Source organism: Paraburkholderia podalyriae, from assembly GCF_014397785.1.
GTDB lineage: Bacteria > Pseudomonadota > Gammaproteobacteria > Burkholderiales > Burkholderiaceae > Paraburkholderia > Paraburkholderia podalyriae.
Genome location: NZ_VZQQ01000021.1, coordinates 40,226 through 61,374, shown reverse-complemented (window position 1 = coordinate 61,374; position 21,149 = coordinate 40,226). Strand labels below are relative to the sequence as shown.

Here is a 21,149-nt window from a genome sequence, read left to right as displayed (position 1 = left end):
GCATCTTCTGTCTATCGGGACAGACGTCGCGTGGCTTCCAGCGCCGCCCACATCATCCGCTCCACGACTGGCTTCACCCTTGCGGCGAGATCTGAACGATAGTCGAATGGGGCGTCCTCGTTCATGTAGGTCGACTGACACATCTCGAGCTGGATAGCGTGAATTCCCTCTTCCGGCCGCCCGTATTCGCGCGTGATATAGCCGCCTTTGAATCGGCCATTGGCAACCCATGAAAATGGCTGCCGGTTCAGCGTCGCCGTCGCCGCATCGAGAACCTGCGGCGCGCACGACTTGCTGGAGTTTGTGCCCAGGTTCAGGTCGGGGAGCTTGCCATCGAAGAGACGGGGCAGCACGCTCGCGATCGAGTGCGCTTCCCAAAGCAGAACCTGCCCATGCTCGGCCTTCAACGCGCTGAGCGTCTCGCGTAGTTTCGCGTGATAAGGCGCGTGGAATGCCTCGCGGCGTGCCGCTATCTCTTCGGAGGACGGCTCTTTGCCATCGACGTATATCGGTTCACCACGAAACGTTTCGGAAGGACACAGCCCGGTGGTGGTCTGCCCCGGATAGAGACTCTCGCCGGAAGGCGGACGATTCAGATCTATCACGTATCGGGAGACATGCGCACTCAGGACCGAAGCGCCGGCTTGCGCGGCAAAGTCGTAGAGTTGATCAAGGTGCCAGTCCGTGTCAGCAACGGTGCGTGCGGCATCCGTGTATCGGTCTACCAGATCGCCCGGGATGATCCTGCCCAGATGCGGAATTGAAACCACCAATGGCAAGGTGCCCGGCTTGACATCAAACACCCGTGAGTCGGTCATGTCTGCAAATCTCCACTATGGATTGGTGCGTCGCGCGGCTGACCGCCTGGGCTCAGTGGATTTGCGCGGGGCCTGCCAGCCATCACCATTGCTGCGACTGATTAAAAAAAACCGCGCGAATCGACGATCCGCGCGGCTTGCTGGCCAGATTCGCTTTAACTGCCGAAAGACCACTCGCGCGGCGGCAAATAGGTTTCCTTCACGACGCGCGGCGACGTCCAGCGCAGCAGATTCAGGTACGAACCGGCCTTGTCGTTAGTGCCGCTCGCGCGGCCACCGCCGAACGGCTGCTGGCCGATCATTGCGCCAGTCGGCTTGTCGTTCAGGTACAGGTTGCCGGCTGCGTTCACCAGCGCGGCCTCCGCTTCGTGCAGTGCGAAGCGATCGGTGCAGAAGATCGAGCCGGTCAGCGCGTACGGGCTTGTCGCATCGATCAGCGCCAGCGTGTCGGACCACGCATGGTCCGCGTAGACGAACACCGACAGCACCGGGCCGAAGAGTTCCTGCGTCATCAACGCATGCCTCGGATCGCTCACTTCGAGCACCGTCGGCGCGACGAAGAAGCCCGGCTCCGACCACGTCTTGCCGCCCGTGACGACCGTAACCTGGCTGTCGTCCTTCGCTGCCTTCAGCACGGCGGTCAGTTTCGCATGCGACGCCTGCGAAATCACCGCACCCATGAACGTCTTGCCGAGATCGGCCGGGTCGCCCACCTTAAGTTGCGCGAGGCGTTCGACGAGCTGTTCGCGCACGGCTGGCCACAAGCTCTGCGGGATGTACGCGCGCGATGCGGCGCTGCACTTCTGGCCTTGATACTCGAACGCGCCGCGAATTAGCGCGATCGCCAGTTCGGCCGGATGCGCCGACGGATGCGCGAGTACGAAGTCCTTGCCGCCCGTCTCACCGACGAGGCGCGGAATCGTACGGAACGCACCGACCTTTGAGGCGACACCCTTCCACAGCGACTGAAATACTGCCGACGATCCGGTGAAGTGGATGCCCGCAAGATCCGGCGAATCCAGCACGGCGCGGGTGGTCAGTTCCGCATCGCCCGGCACGAAGTTGATGACGCCAGCGGGCAGGCCTGCTTCTTCGAGCGCTTCGTAGAAAATCCAGTTGGCGAGTGCGGATTTCTCGGACGGCTTCCACAGCACCGTGTTACCCATGATCGCAGGCGCGGTCGTCAGATTGCCGCCAATCGCAGTAAAGTTAAACGGCGACACCGCATACACGAAGCCTTCGAGTGGGCGCCAGTCCGTGCGATTGACAGCCGTCGAGACCGACAGCGGCTGCTCGGCATACACGCGTTGGGCGTTGAATGCGTTAAAGCGCAGAAAGTCGATCAGTTCGCACGCCGAGTCCGGCTCCGCCTGATCGATGGTCTTGCTCTGCCCGAGCACGGTCGCTGCGTTGATGCGCATGCGCTGGCGCGTTGCAATGATGTCGGCCGCGCGATGCAGGATCGTCGCGCGGCTCGCGTACGACAGCGCCGCCCAGTCGCGCGAAACCGACTTCGCACTGGCGATCGCCTCGCCGATCTGCGCTTCGGTCGGACGGTGAATGCGCGCGAGCAGACGCGACTGGTCATGCGGTGCGCGGACCTCGACGACGTCATTGGAGAAATAACGTTTGCCACCGATGACGGTCGGGATCTCGACGACGTCGCGTACGCTCAATGCCTCGGTAAGCTGCTCGGCGGCCTTGGAGCCGGCACCGAAGTGCACTTCGGGTTCATTGGCCGGAAACGGGAAATTCGGACTTGAGTTCAACCCCTGCTCCTTCAAAAAACGATGGGACGTATGGCCGGCCTGCGCGAGCGTGTCTCGAAGGCGGAAAAGCCAAGGCCGGTCGGTTCAGGTACAAGACTAGCCCGTCTTTGTGCAGGGGTTGATTAAGCCAATGTCTGTTATGTATAGAATCGGCGGCGTTTGTGCAGCGGGCCGTGGATCAGGCGCCGTCCATCGTGTAGACGTCTTCGGGTGCGAGCGAAAGCGCGGCCGCGATGTCTCGCCCCACTTGCCGCTCAAACGCAAGTCTCAGCATGTCATAGATGTCAACGGGCAACCGGCCCAGTTCATTCTCGCGAAATGCAAGGTAGAACGACCGGCTGAGTGTCTGGTAGGGGCGGCCGTGCCGCGAAAACGACGTCAGCGGCACGACGCGGATATCGTTCAGATACTGACGCGACTGCCACAGGCACATGGGCGTTGTCAGCGCAAAACCGAGTCCGGCTGCGACCAGACTCAGTAACGGGTCCGTCGCATCGAGCTCGTACGTGCGTTCGATACTTTCCGCGTTCGCGGCCAGATACCCATCGACGTGCTGCCCGATGACCGACCTCGCGCTATAGCGGATCAACTGAAGATGCGTTGAGAGATCAGTCAGCGTACCGTACCGGTCGATCTCGAAGTTGCGCGGCAGCACGACCAGATAGGGTTCGGAAAAAAGCCGTTGCCGGATGATTCCCTGAGCCCCCGTCTGGCCGGACGTGGTCACTGCGATGTCGACCTGCCGCGCTTCCAGTTGCGCTTCGAGCACCGGGCCAATGCCCGACCACAGACGGATCTGATGCGACGTGCCCGCCAGCGCGCGAATGACGATCGGGCCCATCGTGGCCGCGAAAGAGTCCACGCAACCGAGCCTTACCACTACCCGCTTCGCGCGCGTGACGCTGCGCACGCTCTCCACCATCTGGCTCGCGCCCTGCAGTAGCACGGTGGCGTGTTCAAAGAGCCTTTGCCCCGCCGAAGTGGGGCGGGCGGGACGGGTCGCCCGGTCGAGCAAGGTGGTATCGAGCAGCGTTTCCAGCACCTTGATGCGATGGGACACACCGGCTTGCGAGATGGCGAGCCTGTTTGCTGCGTCGGATATCGACCCTGCTTCCACGACCGCTACCCAGCTCGCGAGCAAGTCCCAGTCGGGAAACTGTTCAGGAAGGCGCTCTTTCATTTCCGGCGGCTCATGGGTGACTGAATGTAGCACGATGTTCAGCGAGGCGATTTCCCCGCAACGGGAACTCTACAACTGATGCGCACCGGTATGCCGGTCAGCCTCCGTCCAGACGGCCGCGGGCAGATCTCGCAGAACATTTTCGAAGGTCTCAAGCAGCGGCGCCATGGCGGTGTCGACGAGGCTCGTGTTTCGGTCCCGCGACGCTCGCAATGCACCGCCATCCGCCGGTCCCGCCAGCGTCCGGTCAGCCTCGGATGCGCAATCGACTCTCCATTGGCCCGAAATCTCCACGTTCAACACATGAACGCCGGATGCGGGGTTTCCATAGTGCTCCGCGGTAAAGCCCTCGGCGATGTTTCCGTTAACCACCCACGAGCGTCCTTGGGCCTTGGCGGATTCCGTCAGCGCGCCGACGAGTTTCCGGTCGCAGGCTTTACCGTTGTCGGTTCCGACGTTGCAGTCGCGGCCGGCGCACTCCTCGCGAAATGGCGAAAGCCAGCAGCTCGCATGCGGCACAAGCAACAGAATATGGTCATGCAGCGCGCGAAGGCGCCGAAGTTCTTCTGCGACGGCCAGATGAAATGGTCGCCACAGTCGTTCGACGCGCTCATTCACCTCGGCGGTAGTCAGCGGCATATCCGGCTCATATAGAGACTCTCCGCGTGACGTGTGCGTTCGACACAGCCCTCCACGATCCACTCCAACAGACAACGGAGGACCATCCGCGGACACCATGAAATCGATCACGCATGGATGATACCGGGCGGAGATCAGGGTGATGCCGCAGCGGCGCGCGGCGTCATGAAACAGAAGTCCGGCAGGATCGGCCAGCCGGCCCTCGACAGGCACCCAGCCAGCGTGCTTGCACAACTCTTGGGGAATCAGGGTACCCGTGTGGGGCGTCACGACAAGGACAGGCGAATCGCCACGAAGCAGCGTGTCGCAACCGGTGTTCGGCATATCAGTTTCCATGGCTTATAGGCGCAAAAGCCCTCTCGCGATTACACCAGGGCACCTGAAACTTAGCATTTCCCGCTCTCCTGCGGAATTGCACAAGCCCGCTTTGCGCTAACTATAAACTGCATGAAATTCGATTGGCGCATCGCGGCTCGCGAATACACTCCGGCACAGCTTCTCGTTGCGGCGTGCGCTCGATGCCAGGGCCTCCAAGGGAAGCCCGAGCGACCGCTCGTCGCGCGACATCCTCTCCGAGAAGCATAACCGCAGCAGGGAGAGACCGTGATTCGGATTTACGCTGCCTTCGCACTTCTCGGAGTTTTTTGGGGCTCGAACTTCATCTACATGAAGTGGGCGTCAGGACTCGTAACCGCAGGACAGATTTCCCTGTTGCGCGTCTTCTTCGGGTTCGCGCCGCTCGCGGTGCTTGCCTGGCGCAAAAGAGTCGTCCGTCTCGCCCAGCTCAGATACCTCCATCACTTCACCAACATGGCGGCTTTTGCGACGGCGTTCTCATACTTTGCGATGGCGCAAGGCACTGCGCTTCTGCCATCCAGCATTGCGGGCGTTCTCGGCGGATCACCAGCGCTCTTCACGTCGATTGCGTCGGGCGTCTTTCTGCGCAATGAACGCATGAACCGAATGATGGCATCTGGCGTGCTATCAGGAATCCTCGGTATCGCTCTCATCTCGCGCCCATGGACGAGCACGGGCCCCGATGCTGCGATTAGCGCGATCGGGGTAGCGTGGATGTTGGCCGGATCGATTGTGTTCGGTCTATCCTACATTTATGTGCGCCGGTATCTGTCTGGGACTAGCGTTCCTCCGCTGGCAATCGTCACATGGCAGATGGGACTGGCGTTGCTGATTCTCGTTAGCCTGACGGACCTGCACGGTATGAGCCGAATTCTGCAAGACTGGAAGGCCGCGACGGGACTTGCTTTTGGACTGGGGCTGCTTGGCACCGGCACCTCTTTTCTGCTCTATTACTACCTGCTCGAGAAACTCGGCGCAGTAGCCGCCGCGAGCGCTGTGTACGTCACGCCGGTCGTCGCGCTGCTGATCGGCTGGAGTGTAGGCGAACGCGTCGGCCTACTCGAACTCATAGCCGTATTCATGATTTTCGGAAGCGTTGCGCTCCTCGAGTTCGGTCGCCAGGCGGGCGCACGGCAAGAAGCCGCGCCTATAGCGCCATCCACCGTCAGCTTTGACTGACTGGACGAGCCATGTACGCACGACAGAAGACCCTGCAGAATTTCATCAACGTTGCGCACGTTCTTTTTCAGAACCAGGCTTTACCGCAAGCTGCACGGGAACTGTCCTGCAAGGTGTTCAGGCGTTTGGCAACTGAGAGCGATGACGGGAAAAGAAATTTGACAATCTACCCTGCGTGCACCTACCTGGACCGCGCGCTTGCATCTGTGTCGGCAGGTGATACGCCCTTGGCCTGCGCAGCACGATCCGTCAAGGAACTCGAACCGTTCATTGGATGGCAGCGCCGAACAACGGGACTGAACGGAAGCGAGAACTATGTCGAAGACCATGTGAATGGGATGATAGTTGGCCCCGGCGGAATGGAAAGTCGTTACGACGTTCAACTTGGCTTTTCGTTGATGGCGCCGAACACCCGGTACTCGGACCATCAACACGTCCCGGAGGAGGCCTATGTTCTTCTGACGGCGGGGGATTTCAAACAGGAGAACGGTGACTGGTTTGACCCTGGAATCGGCGGTGGGCTATACAACAGGTCCAACATCTCTCATGCGATGAGAACGCGGGATCTACCGTTCTTTGCATTTTGGTGCCTCCTGATCTAGGCCGCTTATTTAACTCCATTCGTCGATTGTCAATTACCGGCGTTGTAGCGCGACGCTTCATCGTTCTGTTCCCGCTCCCGACGCACGCGCCTTCCGGAACGCTCACGTAGACAGGCAAGAAACGACGGTAGCACGGGAAGCTCGAACTGCACTCGGACCTTCCGAGCGGAGGTCAGGCGCACCATGATGCCGTCGCAGACTCGTCAAAGGCAATCAAGCCGACGTTCCTGCCTTCATCCACCGAAAGAAGGCCGACAAGACCCTTCGCATTTGGTGAAGCGGTACTTCCGAATAGCGTGCCGTCTATAGACGATCGAGGAATGCGTCAATGCCACGGCCGGTAGTCGGTCGGATGCGCGGACTGTGTGTGTCATCGAACGCGACATCTGGCCACCTGTTACCCATGTACAGGCGCGCCGAGCGGCCGCACACCGCGCGTGACGCTTGTCCTGTCAATCCAGTCTGAAAAAGCTTACAGTGGAATGGAGTTCCCGGCCCTGCACGCTCAACGACTCCGATGCTGCGGCGATCTCCCCGACAAGCGCGGCATTTTCCTGCGTCGACCGATCGAATACGGATACCGCCTGATTGATCTCGTCAATCGCGCGGCTCTGCTCGTGTGCGGAAGCCGCTATCTCAGAGGTAATCGTGGTTACGTTGGTGATCGCGTCCGTCAGCCCCGCGATGGTCCGTCCGGCCACATTCACCTCTTCTGCCCCCACCTTGACGTTAACGACCGACTCTTCAAGAAGACCCTTGATCTCCTTGGCCGCAGAAGTCGAACGCTGTGCTAGATTGCGCACTTCAGAGGCGACCACCGCAAAGCCGCGGCCGCTCTCCCCTGCACGTGCAGATTCGACTGCAGCATTAAGCGCCAGGATATTGGTCTGGGACCAAATCTCTTTTTGAATTTTTCCGCGAACGCTTTGCCTTGGGGAAGGAACTCGACAGGCCGTCCGTACTCCCACGCCATTGCGCCCTCGGAAGCACTGCCCGCCAGGCCGGGGAAGATGCTGTCGGCAATGCCCCCGCTCCCTACGAACTGCGTCCGCATGCCGAGTTGTCTCATCGGATCGGTCAGGTGCGCCGCCTAATTATCAAGGCCGGCAAAGTACAGGAGGTCTGCGTTCGCCGCCTTGATATTCGTGCGCTCCGCGTTGAACTCGACGGCCTTGTCGTTGGTGTATTCCGACGCGACGATATGGCAGCCGACCGCGACGACAGTCTTCTTCAATTCATCCACCGCCCCTAGTCAAATGCCGTGCGGTCGTCCATCACTGCAATGCGCTGCGCCTTGGTGACCGTTACCGCGTACTTACCCTCTCCCCGCCCATCACTCACAGATGCATAAGGCGACCGCGCTCACTGCTCGCAAACTGAATCCCCGAACAGATCCAAGGTCGTGCCATGGTGCTGCGCCGGGAGCGCCCCGCCGCGGACCTAGGTAACCTCTTCCTGCGGCAGCCACGCGTCTTCCATCGTGTCGATGCCCTTCTCGATCAGCTGGTTGAGAAAAAACGACTAGCCGCGCCCTGTGACTTCCGCCAGCAGTCTCAATCGCTGTTCGATCGCCGCCTCGACGCGGACCGCGATGACGTGCGAGCTGTTCCCTGACCTCCTTCTCAACCTCGGCTCCTGATTGCATCTGTGCGCCGCAGACCGGCGCATTCGCGCGCTGTTTTACCACAGTCGGACCGAGCGGCGTCGGGTAGCGCAGATCGCTGCACGGAGTCGCACCGCGTCGATGCGGAAATGATGAGCCCCGCCCGGCCCATCCGGCGTCGGGCGGGGGTAAGGAAGTTACCGTCGATACGGACACCGCGCCATCCCTCACAAGGGTGCCCACACCAATCCGTGAAGATACGTTGGCGAAAAACGCATCGTAAAACGCGGCTATCAAGATAAGTTTGCTTATCTAAATGCGCCTGTTCTTGCGCTAAACTCCAGGGTATGAAAACGCGCCTCACCCTGCCCTCCCCGCCTGCTGCTGACGCTGAATCTTCCGAGTCCGGTTTTCCCGGTGCCGACGAGCTTGCCGTGCTGCGCGCGTGGTACGCCGGCGTGTCCGTGCGGCAGGCCGTGGCGCGTTACCTGCCCTCCGCACTCGGTGACGGGAAATCCGCACGCGGCGTACTCGGGCGCATCCGGCGCAGGCTGGTGGACATCGCGCGTGCGGCCCATCGCGACGATCTCGTCGCACTCCTCACTCGTCCGGTAGCGGGACGCGAGCAGCACGAAAAAGGCGTTGCGCAGGCGATCGATGCGCTGCGCACAGCGCGCCCGCCGGAACCGGGAATCGCCGACGACATCGCGCAGTGGTTTTCCCCGCGCGCGGTGCGCGTACTGCACGCGTACGGCATCACGACGCTCGCCGATCTCACCGTGCGCATTCCGCGCCGGCGCCAGTGGTGGAAGGCCGTGCCGGGACTCGGCATGGCGAGCGCCCGTTCGATCGAGGCGTTCTTCGCCGCGTGGCCCGCGCTCACGGACAGGGCGCGTGGGCTGGTGGTCGCGAGCCAGCGCGGCGACATCGTGCCGTGGGAAACCCTCAAATTGCCGCACGAGGTCGACGGCTCCGCCGGCACGTTCCGCGCACCGCCCGCCACCTGCACGCTCGACGCGTCCAACGACTACGAGGCCGTGCAGACGTGGCTATCCCTGCACGAGGCGCCCGCCACGCAGCGGACCTACCGCAAGGAAGCCGAGCGGCTGATCCTCTGGGCCATCGTCGAGCGCGGGCGCGCGCTGTCGTCGCTCACGACCGAAGACGCGATCGCGTACCGGACGTTCCTGCGCCATCCGGCGCCGCGGGGACGCTGGATCGGCCCGGTGCGCCCGCGCACGTCACCGGACTGGCGGCCGTTTAACGGCACCCTCTCGGCGCGCTCGGTCGCGCACGCGCTGTCAATTCTCGGCGCCCTGTTCCGCTGGCTGGTCGAACAGCGCTACGTGCTGGCCAATCCGTTTGCCGGCATCAAGGTGCGCGGCGGCAAGACGGCATCGACGCTCGATGCGTCGCGCGCCTTTACCGACGGAGAATGGGCACTGGTGCGTACAATGGCCGAGGGGCTGGAATGGTCTCACGGCTGGACGGTTTCAGCCGCGCAGCGCTTACGGTTCCTGCTCGATTTCGGCTTTGCGACGGGTTTGCGCGCGAGTGAGCTGGTCGGCGCGACGCTCGGCCACGTCGAGACGGACGCACGCGGCGAGCACTGGCTGCGGGTCACCGGCAAAGGCGGCAAGGTCGCGCGGGTGGCGCTGCCGCCGCTCGCGTGGGACGCACTAACCCGCTATCTGGCCGGGCGCCAGCTGCCGACTTCTACGGCGCGCTGGCGGCCGGACACACCGGTCATCGGCAGCCTGGAGGCAGACAGTGACGCCGCCATCAGCAGCGTGCGCCTGTGGAGCGTGCTTGAGCGCTTTCTCGTCCTTGCCGCCAGTGCCATCGAAACCGATCACCCACCGCTCGCGGAGAAGCTGCGCCGCGCCAGCCCCCACTGGTTGCGGCACACCCACGCTACCTACGCGCTCGGTCACGGCGCCGAACTTACCACGGTGCGCGACAACCTGCGGCACGCCTCGGTATCGACCACCTCGATCTACCTGCACAGTGACGAGGTTAAGCGCGCGCGGCAGATCAGTGAGGCGTTTACGACCCGGAAGTGAGCGCGACAACCTGCATGATCGACCGGCACGGCGGTTGACCGTTTCCTGATGACGGTTCGATCGCCGGTACAAACCGGCAAGCGGAGCGCGCAATCCTCCGCCCACTTTAGTGATGTCAGGCAGCCAGTGGCCCCATGCCGGCGACCATCGCTGGCATCATCGGAGCGATCGACAGCCTGCTCACTCGCCTACGAGATGACGCCCGGAACCAGCCATGGAAAAACCTGAATTCGAGCCGCAGATTCTGGCAAATCGACAGGGTGTGTCGTTCTGGCTCGTCCGCGGAAACACCACCGTCGAATGCATCGTCACGATTGCAGCGCTGGAGGCCCATTTCTGGCTTGAGCCGCGGGCCGGGGACGCCCGGATCCTGAGGATTTTCCGGGACGGGTACAGCCGCATCCGCGCGATCGCCGAACGGAAGCTACTTGCGCATCCGTGCGTACGCCTGGAACTGACACCCGATGACTTCGAGCGCCCCTGAACAGCGCGGGTGAATCGGGCACGCTTCTCGAAGCATGAATAATCTGGCCGGCGGCCCTTTTTTGGGCAATGCTGTTGTGGCGGAGCCAAGCCGGCCGCTGCGAGGGCCTGACCGTTAGTTGCGTACACCAACGAATCGGTTTTGATTCTCGGGAACGCGGCACTATCTTTAGCACTTCTTAGCTGGAAAGGAGAATCGGCGGCCGCTGCGGCCTGTACCTATGCGCGAGAGCGCCAGCGCTGCTCCTGCCTGCTCAGCTGGGTGGCGTCCGTCGATGCGGGGAAAGCCCGAACCATAACGTGCTCGAAGAGCCCGTCTCGGAATGGGCACATCGCCCCGCCAACCCACTCTCCGCCGGCGACGAAGCGGCATTTCAGCGGACGGCTAGCTGAGCGGTCGGGCAGCCGGCGATAATCCGGGAGGACGGCAAGTCGGCCTGAGCCGTCATTCGAGCATCGGTGCCGGTCAGACGGGTATGGGGTGCTTTCCCGTCATTCACAGGTCGGTGGTCGGGAATGACTCGTCCCGCGGAAAGCGAACGCGTACTCTCGACCCTGAACGGCCTATCGACGTGCCGAGACTTCAATGGCCCTTCCCGGGTGCGCAGTAGACATTCGCGGGCTGGAGTCCAGGGATGGGACCATGCCATTGGCTACTGCCCTATACGGTTTGCAATAGCCGACCCGGAATCATCAATTACTAACCCCGGCTAACTCGGTAGTGGTGAGCATCCGTGTCAAGGACGCGGCGGGAGTCTGTGGCGCATCGACCATGAAGAGCGACTCCTGGAATGCCCTCTCAATATCGAAGTGCCCGGCCAGCCACCCGCGCAAGGCTGCCTCGGTCGTGATGACAACGTTGCTGCGCTTCGCCTCATCCGTTGCAGCGACATCAGGCATCTCCGGGACGATATCCGGGTCGAAGCCTTCCATAGTCGCATGGAAGAACCCCCACGTATCGTTCTCGATGAGCAGGACATAGAAGTCCGGCAGATCCAGAAGTTCTTGTGCCGCATGGGCACCTTCGATACGTGCCTGCAGCAGGTTCAGGGCGTCGACGGAGGACATGCGCTTTCGGGCTGCTGACAGCGGCCCGTCATCGATGTCCATCTCGTCGATCAACCCTGCCTCAATCGCTTTTCGAGTCGCAACCGCTACGCTCAGTGCCAGCGGGTGGCCAATGCTGAACTCGATCTTGAACTCGCATATCGCGCACATGGCTGTACCTCAAGGTGTGACGATATTGAACCAGAAATCGAAGGTGTCGAGCCAGGAGATGAACTCGCCGAGCTTCTGGCTATTGCCGTCAATCTTGGCGTTGCCAGCCATCACGAGCTTCTGCATGTTGGTTTTTCCCATCATGATGTCGTTCAGGTTCGCACGTGTCATGGTGACCGAGGCATCGGCCGTGTTCGAAGTCTTGCCCTTCGAGTAATTCAACGCGCTGTTCTCCACACCCAGCACGTAGTTTTCCTTCGTATCGCTCAACATGAGATTGAACGACGCCGTTTTTCCGCTTGCGCGGTCGCCATTGAGCCGGATACCGAGGTAGTCGAGGAACATGTCAAGCGGCATCGCCTGGATGGTGTCGGGGCTCTGCGGGTTGGGCGCAGGCAGCTTCCTGACGCCGTTGCGCAGCTCCATCGCCCCCGTCAAGTAGAAATTGCGCCACGGCGCCGACTCCGACTGGTAGCCCAACTGCTCGTAAGCGTCAGCCAGTAGCTGTTTGGCAGCGGTGTTTTGCGGTTCTGCGAACACGACGTGGTTCACGACTTCCGCCACCCATCGATATTCGCCCTTGTCGTAATATTCGTGCGCCTTTCGCACAACGGCGGCCGAACCACCCATGAACTCGACGTACCGCTTGCCGCTCTCGGTTGGTGGCAGCCGGTGCAGGTTCGCGGGAACGCCGTCGAAGAACCCGAGACGCAGGTTGTACTGAGCAAGGGCATCGTGGTAGACCGTGCCGTAGTAGCTTCGGCAATACCAAAGTTTCGCAAGGCTGTCGGGCAGACGGATGGCTTCACCGATCTCCAGCGGCGTCAGTCCCTGGTTGGCCATTCGCATCACCTGGTCGTGCAGATAGCGATACATGTCGCGTTGCGCGCGCAGGAATGCGCCGATGCGATCGTTGCCCCAGGTCGGCCAGTAATGCGAGGCGAACAGGACCTGCATATCGTCGCCGAACATGTCGAGCGCTGACTGAAGGTATTTGGACCAGAGCAGGCCGTCCCGGACCTTTGCGCCACGCAGCGTGTAGAGATTGTGAAGCGTGTGGGTGGCGTCTTCGGCGGCGCAGAACGCCCTGAACTTCGGCAGGTAGAACATGAATTCGGAAGGCGCCTCCGAATCCGGCGCCATCAGCACCTCGATCTCCACGCCGTCGAGCGTCATCTTCTGCCCGGTTTTTTCGGCATACATGGAGGGCACGGCCAATGTGATGGTGCCGACTGAAGTCGTTTTGCCAAGGCCGCCGTCGACAATCCCCATGGGGCTGCGCGGCAGCAGCGAGCCATACATGTAGCTGGCGCGACGCCCCATCGCATTGCCGGCAATGACATTCTCACCGACGGCGGCTTCGGTAAAGCCCACCGGCGCGACGATTTTCACTTTTCCCGACGCGAGGTCTTCGTCGCTGACAAGGCCGCGCACGCCGCCGTAGTGGTCCACGTGGCTGTGCGTATAGATGACATGGGTAATGGGTTTGTTGCCCAGGTGCGGTATGACGAGTTGCTTCCACACCGTTGAGGCGACTTCGGTCGTGATGAACGGGTCGACAACGACATAGCCCTGATCGCCTCGAATGATGCTCATCACGGAGAGGTCGTAGCCACGCACCTGCCAGATGCCATCGACCACCATGAACAGGCCGTGGTCCATGTTGAGTTTCGCGTTACGCCAAAGACTCGGATTGACGGTTGAGGGAGCGTTGTTCTCCGGACCACCGCTTACGAACGCGAACTGTTGAAGGTTCCACGCGGGGACAGCGCCTTGTCCCTTGATGATGAGCGGTTCCGGAAGTGTGGCGACGAGGCCGCGCTTGGCGTCCTCGAAATCCTGAGCGTCCGCGAAGGATAGGAAGTCCGCGTACTGCTTGTTCAATGCGATCGTTGCGACCGTCGCAGGCTTCGACGCCGGAGTGGTCGGCGTCGATGCGCCAGCGGCTTGTGCCAATGTCCCCTCGACCGCGCCAGAAAAACCGGTCGCCACGCCGGCGACCGCCACGTTTTTGAGGAATGCCCTGCGCGCTCCGTTCTTTGCTGCGTCATCTGTTTGAGACATGACCACCTCCGGTTATTTGGGAACGGCAGGCGCTTGACGGTCTGCGAATGATTGTCAGTCACCTCCAACAGCGCTTTTTCGCACGGTGCCCATAGTCAATCTATGGGTAGTTGGGGCAATGCGTTTGCCCCAACATGCAATATGAACATACGTCTCGTTGCTCTCGAACTGGACACCGCAACAGGCGGCGCTAGCGCCCCGGTAAGCGCTCGTCGATATGCATGGCGCATTAACGTACCCCTGGATATGCCACATTTCCCCCGAAAGGCAGTCGTAATGTGGGAAGCCTGTCCAATCCATTCCTTCAGCCGTTGGTGCGGTCCGAGTACAGCATATACAGAACCAACGGAAGTTGCTCTTACAACGAACATGCGTCCGCTGATGAGCGTGGAAGAGACCTTCCTGCGACCGTTTCATTCAATCATTCAATGGCTGTAACTGGCCGACCGCTGCCTGATGCATCTGATGCATCCCGACCCAAACCCGTCCTCTACGACACCACCAACGAATGACCACTCGTCATCATTCAGGCGCGCAGTGGACGTCGAATTTGATGAGCTTCGTCGGACCGAATGTGTTGCTGATCGCAACGTCGGCGGCATCGCGGCCGCGCGCCATCAGCACACGACCGATACGCGGCACGTTGTTGCGCGGATCGAAGGTCTGCCAGGAGCCGCCCACATAGGCTTCGAACCATGCCGCGAAATCCATCGTGCTCCACGGCGGCGGCACACCGACGTCACTGATGTAGCCCGTGCAGTAGCGCGCCGGAATATTCATCGCGCGGCATAGCGCCACGGCCAGATGAGCGAAGTCGCGACACACGCCCTTGCGTTCCTGCCACGCCTGAAACGCGGTCTTGGTCGGCCGTGCAAATTCGTATCCGAACGTGACATGGCGATGCACGTAGTCGCAAATCGCCTGCACCCGGTGGCGGCCCGGAGGCGTATTGGAAAACAGTTTCCAGGCAATGTCGGACAGCAGATCGGTTTCGCAATAGCGGCTGCCGAGCAGGAACACCAGACATTCATCCGGAAGCGTTTCGACGGCATGCTGATAGTCGAACGGCTCGCGCGTCTCGGGTTGATCGGAGACGTTGAGCAGCGCGGTGGTGGAGAGCGAAATCAGCCCCTGCGGCGCGACGATGCGGCTGCACAGATTGCCGAAGCTATCGCGATACTGCGTGATCGCCACCGGCGGATCGACCACCAGCAGATCGGCAGACAGGACATCCTGCACGCGGGAAAAATGCGTGTTCAACATCAACATCATTGGTGTCGGCTGCGCGCACTCGTAGATCAGTTCATAGCCCACGCGAAGTTTCATCTGACCATCCTTCCATTGATAAAGTCGTAACGCGCTGAGCGCTCAGGCGTCTTCGGTCACGCTCACGTCGACCTCAAGACTGCGGAACGAATGCATCGCGCCGTGCCATGTGCCCCAGAGCGGCAGCGCCTGATCGTAATTCCACGCTACCGCCACACGAATCAGATGCCGGTTGCCGACGATGCTGTTGGTCGGATCGAAATCGACCCAGCCTGCACCGGGAAGATAGATCTGCAGCCATGCGTGGGTCGCGCCGCCGCCCAGGGTGGTGTCGTGGTCCGGCACGAAGATATAGCCGCTGACAAACCGGGCCGCGAGGCCAAGCGAGCGGACGGCATCCATCATCAGCACCGCGAAATCGCGGCAACTGCCGCTGCGCAGGCGTAGCGTGTCGGCAGGACGATTGACGCCCTTCTCGACGCGCCGCACGTACATGAAGTTGTTCTTGATCTCGAGCGTCATGCTGCGCAACAACGTCATCGTGCCCGTCGTGCCGCCGGGATCGATAAAGCGTCGCGCCCACAGGTCGACATCGTCGTTCGGAAACTGTCGGCTTCGCGCGTTCACCAGATCACAGGCTTCCTCGCTCGTATACGCGAAAGGCCAGGTCGACGCATAGGCTTCCAGCGAATAGTCAGGCAGCGGCGCCTCGTAATGTTCGAGCGTCACCTCGCTTCTGAAGAGCAGCTCGGATGCTTCGACCGAAAACGTGGCGACTGCGACCGAGTTGTCGAAGACATCGTGCAACCAATACAGCCGTTCAGGTGTGGGCGTGATCAGCAACTGCGCGGTGAGAAGCCGCAGATCATGACTCGCACGCGGGCGGAACATCATGCGATGCTCGCCGAAGCGCACTGGCTCCAAGTAGTGGTAGACGCTCTGGTGCCGCACGGTTAGACGTTGCGGCGCGCTCATTGCGTTTCGCCGCGAACAAACTTGCTCACCATTTCGCCCCCAAAAGGAAAGCCCACCGCGACAGCACGAACCGGGGCGGCAATCGGTCACGACTCAGACACGCGCTGAAAACGATCAGCAATGAGAGGCAACAAGGTGCAGCCCGAATTGCAATGACGCTCTTTCTACCGGGCCGCTGCTACACCTTCGTCGAAAGTGCGCACAAGCAAAGTGAAACGACCGCGCGTCACATGCGCGTGTCGGTTACTTCTTCGTCACGCCGCTCGACACAGAAGTCTTCGGGGTAGACGTCTTGAACAGACCTGCTCCGGGAGATGGTAACTTTTTAGGTTGTTTAGGCTTCTTTGCCTCGCGATTACTACGCAGTTGACCTTTTGCCATTTCGCTCCCCATTTAGGCGCCCACGGAAGGGGCCGCTCTGCGACTCATTCTGGGCGCATTTTTAATTACTGTCGCGATCTACTTAAAAGACCCGATCACACACCTTAAGGGGTAAGTGCACAAGTTTGCTGATACTGCGCAAGTTTGCTGATAGTGCGTGCTCTCTTCATGCACCCAGCCGCCGGTTTGCCGATTGTTCTTGCTTTGTCGCGCCATGCGGCGCACTCTCGGATAGCCAACTTGAGTGCGCAAGCGGCTTTCATCGACTCGCCACTCGTGTCCGACTCGCCAGTACCGGCGGGAATACACGTTGAATCTCGCACGCGAATGAGCATTGCGACCTTGATGTGGCGCGTCGCCGTGCTCAAGCGTGCTTTCTGGCCTCAGGCCACTGCCTTGAAGTTGCACGCTCTTTTTGCAGGCGTCCAGATGCTGAAGCGAACCCCAATGAGCCCGATCATGTCGGGCAGACCGCAAGACTATGTGGCGACCCAGAAAGCTCGCGTCGAAGCCTTGCGGCAGGCGGAGTCCGACCGCGCCCAGAAGCGGCTCGACGATGATGCGCGCATCGATATCAACGCCGCGAAGTGGCGCTACGTCTCTTCGAGAGATTAGATGGCAAAAAGCAAGATCGTGCTCAGCTTCCCAAATCCGAGTCGCTCTTACGACACCTCCTAGGCATCGTGTATGTTTCTGGGGCTACGACAATTCTCGCGAGATCGCATTTCTCGTCGATGGTCAAATGCTGACGAAGCTCAACCCCGGAATCCGTAGCGAGGAAATGCGTTCATCACGGGCCAAACGATCCCCGTCAACGGAGGCGCAAGCTTCATATAGATCCTTGGCCGCATCGCGCGCGGGCAAGATCCGATGCGCGAGCGTTGCGCCCGCTCAGTGCACCGACGTCCTTTGTTATCGCCGGATCGTGGGCCGCTTCGGCGGCGAGAATGGTCGCGCGAGCAACGCAGTACACGCCCCATCTAACGACGCATGTTGCCCGGTCTCAGCCTGACGTCGACCGGCAGCATGCGTTAAGGTTAATTCGATGCCTGCCATCGGCCGCAGGAATGTGCACGCCTCCGCGCATGTCGGCAGGCGTCGAACAAACCTTAACGGTTGCCGAAGCTCCCAGTTCAAGCGCGGCTCATTCGCGCCGGCCGTACCACGAACTTCCGTACCCGACCCGTTGCAGCCGGTCGAGCAGTCTCTGTTCTAAGGGTAGGTATCGGAGTGGAACGGTCATTCCGTGCCGTCGCCTGGGGGGCAAGTCATCGGCCTCTGCGGGCGCTTAGACCCGTGAGTTGGTGAGGCGGCTTACGCCGTGCAAGGATGACGTCTTGCTCGACCCTCGAATTGCTCTCGAACTTAAGTTTGATTTCTCTATAAGCAATCAGCTTGTCGTTCACCAGATCGAAAGGAAGCGCCCGCAAGGTTAGGGATGGTGTTCAGAACTCGTTTTGCCGCACTGAGCCATCCACATAGGGCCGATGCGGTGGAAGCGGTGCGGCACCTGGCTCGAATGCAGCGCTACGTTCGGCATAAGGAAGGCGCCGATTGCCTGCCCGCGCGGGCGGCTTTTGCGCTCATGCAGCGGCCTCGCGCATCAGTCGTTCGCGCGTCATCCACAGATTGCTTAGAGCGAACAGCGTGTGCAACTCTGCGGGTTCTTCATCAAGCCGCGATAGCGCACCTTTAGATGCCACCGTGCGCGGCGATGAACATGGCGACGGCCGACCGGCAATAGGACTCGATTTCGTTGTCATCCTCTGCTCTCGCCTCATCGAAGCGTGCGACAAGCAGAAGATCGGATCCTTTGAAAAGCGCGGCAAACAAGCGGGCGGATCGGAGAGCATCGGGTACGTTCAGAATCGCTTTCGCGTGCAACTGACGCAACACGGCCTCGATTTGGGCGATGACATGGGCGGGCCCGGCTTCGTAATGGAGCTTGCTTAACGACTTTTGATTCGTCTTGTCGGCCAAAACCATGGCTTCGACACTGCGGACGTCCGGGCTCAACAGCGTGCGAAGCAGGGATGATCCCACCGCCATGAGCTGATCTTCGGCTGAACCGTCGACGCTTTCAGAAAGGGCCTGGGGTGCAAATTGATGGCAGTGGGCCACCATGGCCGCGCTGAACAGCGCCTCCTTGTTCTCGAAGTGCCGATAGATGCTGAGCTTGGATATCTTCGCCCTCTGCGCGACCTTGTCCATGGTCGTCGCTTGAAAACCCAATTCCACAAAGAGTTCGCAGGCGGCGTCGACGATCGTTTGGCGAAGCGCCTCGTTGGCGGGCCGGCCGCGCCGGCTCTGGCTGTTTTCGGTCACAACAATTCCAGTACTTGACAGTATTCAAATTCTTGCACTACGATACCACGCAGTATCTTAAATGTGCAAGCCAAGGATAGGTTTCAACCAGTTGCCCAAATCAGGTTTCCCCGGGGCGCCTGGCGATATCGAATGCGGGATTGTGGGGCCGATCAATACAGCCATCAGCAACTTTCTCGCCAATGCCGAAGCCCTACTCGCTGACCGTCTCAAGCGCGTATCGCTGGACGATATTGCACACCACGCCCAGCCCACCCCTCCAATCACAACACGGAGCCCATCACCATGGATGACGTCATCATCATCGGCGGCAGCTTTGCCGGCCTCGCCGCCGCCCTGCAGCTCGGCCGTGCCCGCCGCAAGGTCACGGTTCTCGATACCGGCCGGCCGCGCAACCGCTTTGCAGGCCACTCGCATGGCTTGCTCGGCCACGATCACAAGCCACCGCTGGACATCCTGGTCGAGGCGCGGCAGCAGTTGACGCGCTATCCAACGATCAGGCTGGTCAATGCCCGGGCCGAGAGCGTGTCTGGCGCCATCGACGATTTCTGCGTCGTCACTGACGATAACGAAAGCCTGAGGGCGCACCGCCTGATCCTGAGCTATGGCGTCGCCGACCAGATGCCTGATGTTCCGGGCTTTGCCGAAAGCTGGGGCACGTCCATCGTGCCCTGCCCCTATTGCGACGGCTTTGAAGTCGCCGGCCAGCATTGGGGCCTCGTCTGGTCCAGCCCGCAGTCGCACCAGTCTGCCAGGCTGTTCCGCGATTGGACGGACAAGCTGACTGTCTTCGCCGATGGTCATGACATTGCGCCCGATATCCAAGTCGATCTGGCGCGTCGCAACATACCTGTCGTCGATGGCCGGATCGTCGAGATCGCCCATCACAATAGCCATATCAACACCGTCAATCTCGATACCCGCCGCAATGTCGCGGTCGACGTCCTGTTCGCCCATCCGCGCAACAAGCCGTCCGCACGCCTGCATGAATCACTGGGCCTCGCCACGGTCGATACGCCCACCGGCATCGTCCTCAAAGTCGACGAGCGCCGCCAAACCAGCATGCCCGGCATCTACGCCGCTGGCGACCTCGCCACGCCCTTCTTGCCCTCGGTCACCCAGGCTTCATCGCAGGGCGCGATGGCGGGTATCTTCGCCCAGCAGTCGATGGTGGTTTGAGAGCACAGATCCCTGCTCTTGTTGCGTCGTCGCCTTCGAAAAGGTTGGCGTAAATCGACGCGGCGAAAGGCGGATCGTCGAGTCGAGGAGATGACATGGCAAAGCAAAGTGCTGATCAGGTGGGTGACTGGAATGGTCAAAGCGGGGAGCGCTGGGTCGCCAACCAGGCCCGGCTCGACGCTCTGGTGGCGGTGTTCGGCCAGGCCGCGATCGAAGCCGCCGCGCCCGCGACGGGTGAGCGCGTGCTGGACATCGGCTGCGGCGCGGGTGCGTCAAGTCTGGCTCTGGCCGCTCGCGTCGGCGCGGGGGGCCAAGTGCTGGGCGTGGACATATCCGAACCGCTGATCGATCGAGCGCGCGCGCTTGCGCGCCACGATACGCCGGCCCTGTTTCAGGTGGCCGACGCCAGCAGCGCAGAGCTGCCCGAAGGCGCGTTCGACATTCTGTTCTCGCGTTTCGGCGTGATGTTTTTCCCCGATCCGACAGCGGCGTTCGCCCATATGCGACGCGCGCTCCGGCCGGGCGGCCGGGTCGCTTTCGTCTGCTGGCGCGGTGCGGCCGAGAACGATTGGATGCGACTGCCGGTGGGCGCGCTCAAGGACATCGTCCCGCCGAGCGCGCTCCCCGATCCCGAAGCGCCCGGCCCGTTTTCGTTCGGCGACCGGGAGCACGTGGCGCGCATCCTGACGGCGGCCGGTTTCACCGAAATCGTTATCTCGCCCTTCGACGCGGCCGTCCCATTCGGCGAGGGCGAAACGCGGGACGCGGCGATCGACGACGCAGTGAGGATGACGCTTGAGGTCGGCCCGCTGTCGCGTGCGCTCGCTGGTCAGCCCGACGACATCCGCGCCCGTGCCTCCGCCGCAGTTCGTGCCGCCTTCGCGAGCCTCCCCGGCGAGGGGTCGGTGATGATCAACGGCGCGGCATGGGTCGTCATGGCACGAAATCCGGCAAGCTGACAGGGATTAACAGGGGAGATGCCTCCGCTCGGTGGAACAGGGCGTCTTTGGCCGGCCAGATTGACGTCCCTTCTGGCCGCTGAACGAGC

General features: G+C 61.3%; 17 protein-coding genes and 3 pseudogenes. 8 read left to right on the top strand and 12 right to left on the bottom strand.

What is annotated here, in order from left to right; all coding sequences use genetic code 11:
* Positions 1-11: 11 nt before the first annotated feature.
* The 4 genes from hutG to F6X42_RS23675 form a co-directional block, all read right to left on the bottom strand.
* The gene (gene hutG, locus F6X42_RS23690; RefSeq protein WP_187636519.1) at positions 12-818 is read right to left on the bottom strand and encodes an N-formylglutamate deformylase; all 807 of its coding nucleotides are present in this window, start codon (positions 816-818) and stop codon (positions 12-14) included.
* Between the two features lie 155 nt (positions 819-973).
* Positions 974-2,587, bottom strand: coding sequence for an L-glutamate gamma-semialdehyde dehydrogenase (gene pruA, locus F6X42_RS23685; protein WP_187636518.1), 1,614 nt, complete (start codon positions 2,585-2,587; stop codon positions 974-976).
* Positions 2,588-2,765: 178 nt separating this feature from the next.
* The gene (locus F6X42_RS23680; protein ID WP_187636517.1) at positions 2,766-3,767 is read right to left on the bottom strand and encodes a LysR family transcriptional regulator; all 1,002 of its coding nucleotides are present in this window, start codon (positions 3,765-3,767) and stop codon (positions 2,766-2,768) included.
* A gap of 69 nt (positions 3,768-3,836) precedes the next feature.
* Positions 3,837-4,730, bottom strand: coding sequence for an N-formylglutamate amidohydrolase (locus F6X42_RS23675; protein ID WP_187636516.1), 894 nt, complete (start codon positions 4,728-4,730; stop codon positions 3,837-3,839).
* A gap of 279 nt (positions 4,731-5,009) precedes the next feature.
* Here F6X42_RS23675 and F6X42_RS23670 point away from each other — a divergent pair, with 279 nt between their 5' ends.
* Together F6X42_RS23670 and F6X42_RS23665 are read left to right on the top strand one after the other, a co-directional pair.
* Positions 5,010-5,942 (top strand): DMT family transporter, encoded by a 933-nt coding sequence (locus F6X42_RS23670; protein WP_187636515.1) that lies wholly within the window; start codon positions 5,010-5,012, stop codon positions 5,940-5,942.
* Positions 5,943-5,953: 11 nt separating this feature from the next.
* Complete coding sequence (locus F6X42_RS23665) at positions 5,954-6,544, top strand: dimethylsulfonioproprionate lyase family protein (protein ID WP_187636514.1); 591 nt, start codon at positions 5,954-5,956, stop codon at positions 6,542-6,544.
* Positions 6,545-6,996: 452 nt separating this feature from the next.
* Here the strand turns inward: F6X42_RS23665 and F6X42_RS23660 are convergent.
* Positions 6,997-7,434 (bottom strand): annotated as a pseudogene (locus tag F6X42_RS23660) (methyl-accepting chemotaxis protein); the annotation flags it as partial.
* Positions 7,419-7,864: pseudogene (locus tag F6X42_RS23655) on the bottom strand (ABC transporter substrate-binding protein); the annotation flags it as partial. The pseudogenes F6X42_RS23655 and F6X42_RS23660, both read right to left, overlap by 16 nt.
* Before the next feature lie 87 nt (positions 7,865-7,951).
* On the opposite strand from F6X42_RS23655, the gene F6X42_RS23650 reads away from it, so the two are divergent.
* From F6X42_RS23650 to F6X42_RS23640, 3 genes are all read left to right on the top strand, one after another.
* Entirely contained in the window at positions 7,952-8,158 is a 207-nt protein-coding gene (locus tag F6X42_RS23650; protein WP_187636512.1) for a hypothetical protein, read from the top strand.
* Between the two features lie 336 nt (positions 8,159-8,494).
* On the top strand, positions 8,495-10,210 hold the full coding sequence (locus F6X42_RS23645; RefSeq protein WP_187636511.1) for a site-specific integrase: 1,716 nt from the start codon (positions 8,495-8,497) through the stop codon (positions 10,208-10,210).
* 214 nt (positions 10,211-10,424) lie between these two features.
* Entirely contained in the window at positions 10,425-10,694 is a 270-nt protein-coding gene (locus F6X42_RS23640; protein WP_018420601.1) for a DUF1488 family protein, read from the top strand.
* A 692-nt stretch (positions 10,695-11,386) separates the two neighbouring features.
* On the opposite strand, the gene F6X42_RS23635 is transcribed toward F6X42_RS23640, so the two are convergent.
* From F6X42_RS23635 to F6X42_RS23620, 4 genes are all read right to left on the bottom strand, one after another.
* The gene (locus F6X42_RS23635) at positions 11,387-11,815 is read right to left on the bottom strand and encodes a hypothetical protein (protein WP_246530193.1); all 429 of its coding nucleotides are present in this window, start codon (positions 11,813-11,815) and stop codon (positions 11,387-11,389) included.
* A 105-nt stretch (positions 11,816-11,920) separates the two neighbouring features.
* Positions 11,921-13,975: an alkyl/aryl-sulfatase gene (locus F6X42_RS23630; RefSeq protein ID WP_187636509.1), complete on the bottom strand. Its 2,055-nt coding sequence runs from the start codon at positions 13,973-13,975 to the stop codon at positions 11,921-11,923.
* Between the two features lie 522 nt (positions 13,976-14,497).
* Positions 14,498-15,301, bottom strand: coding sequence for a transglutaminase-like domain-containing protein (locus tag F6X42_RS23625; RefSeq protein ID WP_090812139.1), 804 nt, complete (start codon positions 15,299-15,301; stop codon positions 14,498-14,500).
* 42 nt (positions 15,302-15,343) lie between these two features.
* Entirely contained in the window at positions 15,344-16,216 is an 873-nt protein-coding gene (locus tag F6X42_RS23620) for a transglutaminase family protein (RefSeq protein WP_187636508.1), read from the bottom strand.
* A 708-nt stretch (positions 16,217-16,924) separates the two neighbouring features.
* On the opposite strand from F6X42_RS23620, the gene F6X42_RS23615 reads away from it, so the two are divergent.
* Positions 16,925-17,212 (top strand): hypothetical protein, encoded by a 288-nt coding sequence (locus F6X42_RS23615; RefSeq protein ID WP_184050798.1) that lies wholly within the window; start codon positions 16,925-16,927, stop codon positions 17,210-17,212.
* Between the two features lie 968 nt (positions 17,213-18,180).
* Here F6X42_RS23615 and F6X42_RS23610 read toward each other — a convergent pair.
* Together F6X42_RS23610 and F6X42_RS23605 are read right to left on the bottom strand one after the other, a co-directional pair.
* Positions 18,181-18,302, bottom strand: a pseudogene (locus tag F6X42_RS23610) (IS5/IS1182 family transposase); the annotation flags it as partial.
* Complete coding sequence (locus tag F6X42_RS23605; protein WP_018421953.1) at positions 18,290-18,922, bottom strand: TetR/AcrR family transcriptional regulator; 633 nt, start codon at positions 18,920-18,922, stop codon at positions 18,290-18,292. The pseudogene F6X42_RS23610 and the gene F6X42_RS23605, both read right to left, overlap by 13 nt.
* A 285-nt stretch (positions 18,923-19,207) precedes the next feature.
* On the opposite strand from F6X42_RS23605, the gene F6X42_RS23600 reads away from it, so the two are divergent.
* Positions 19,208-20,101 carry an NAD(P)/FAD-dependent oxidoreductase gene (locus F6X42_RS23600; protein WP_187636507.1) on the top strand — a complete coding sequence of 298 codons (894 nt, stop codon included), beginning with the start codon at positions 19,208-19,210 and terminating at the stop codon, positions 20,099-20,101.
* Positions 20,102-20,196: 95 nt separating this feature from the next.
* Positions 20,197-21,060 (top strand): class I SAM-dependent methyltransferase, encoded by an 864-nt coding sequence (locus tag F6X42_RS23595; protein WP_026226061.1) that lies wholly within the window; start codon positions 20,197-20,199, stop codon positions 21,058-21,060.
* The last annotated feature ends 89 nt before the right edge of the window (positions 21,061-21,149 follow it).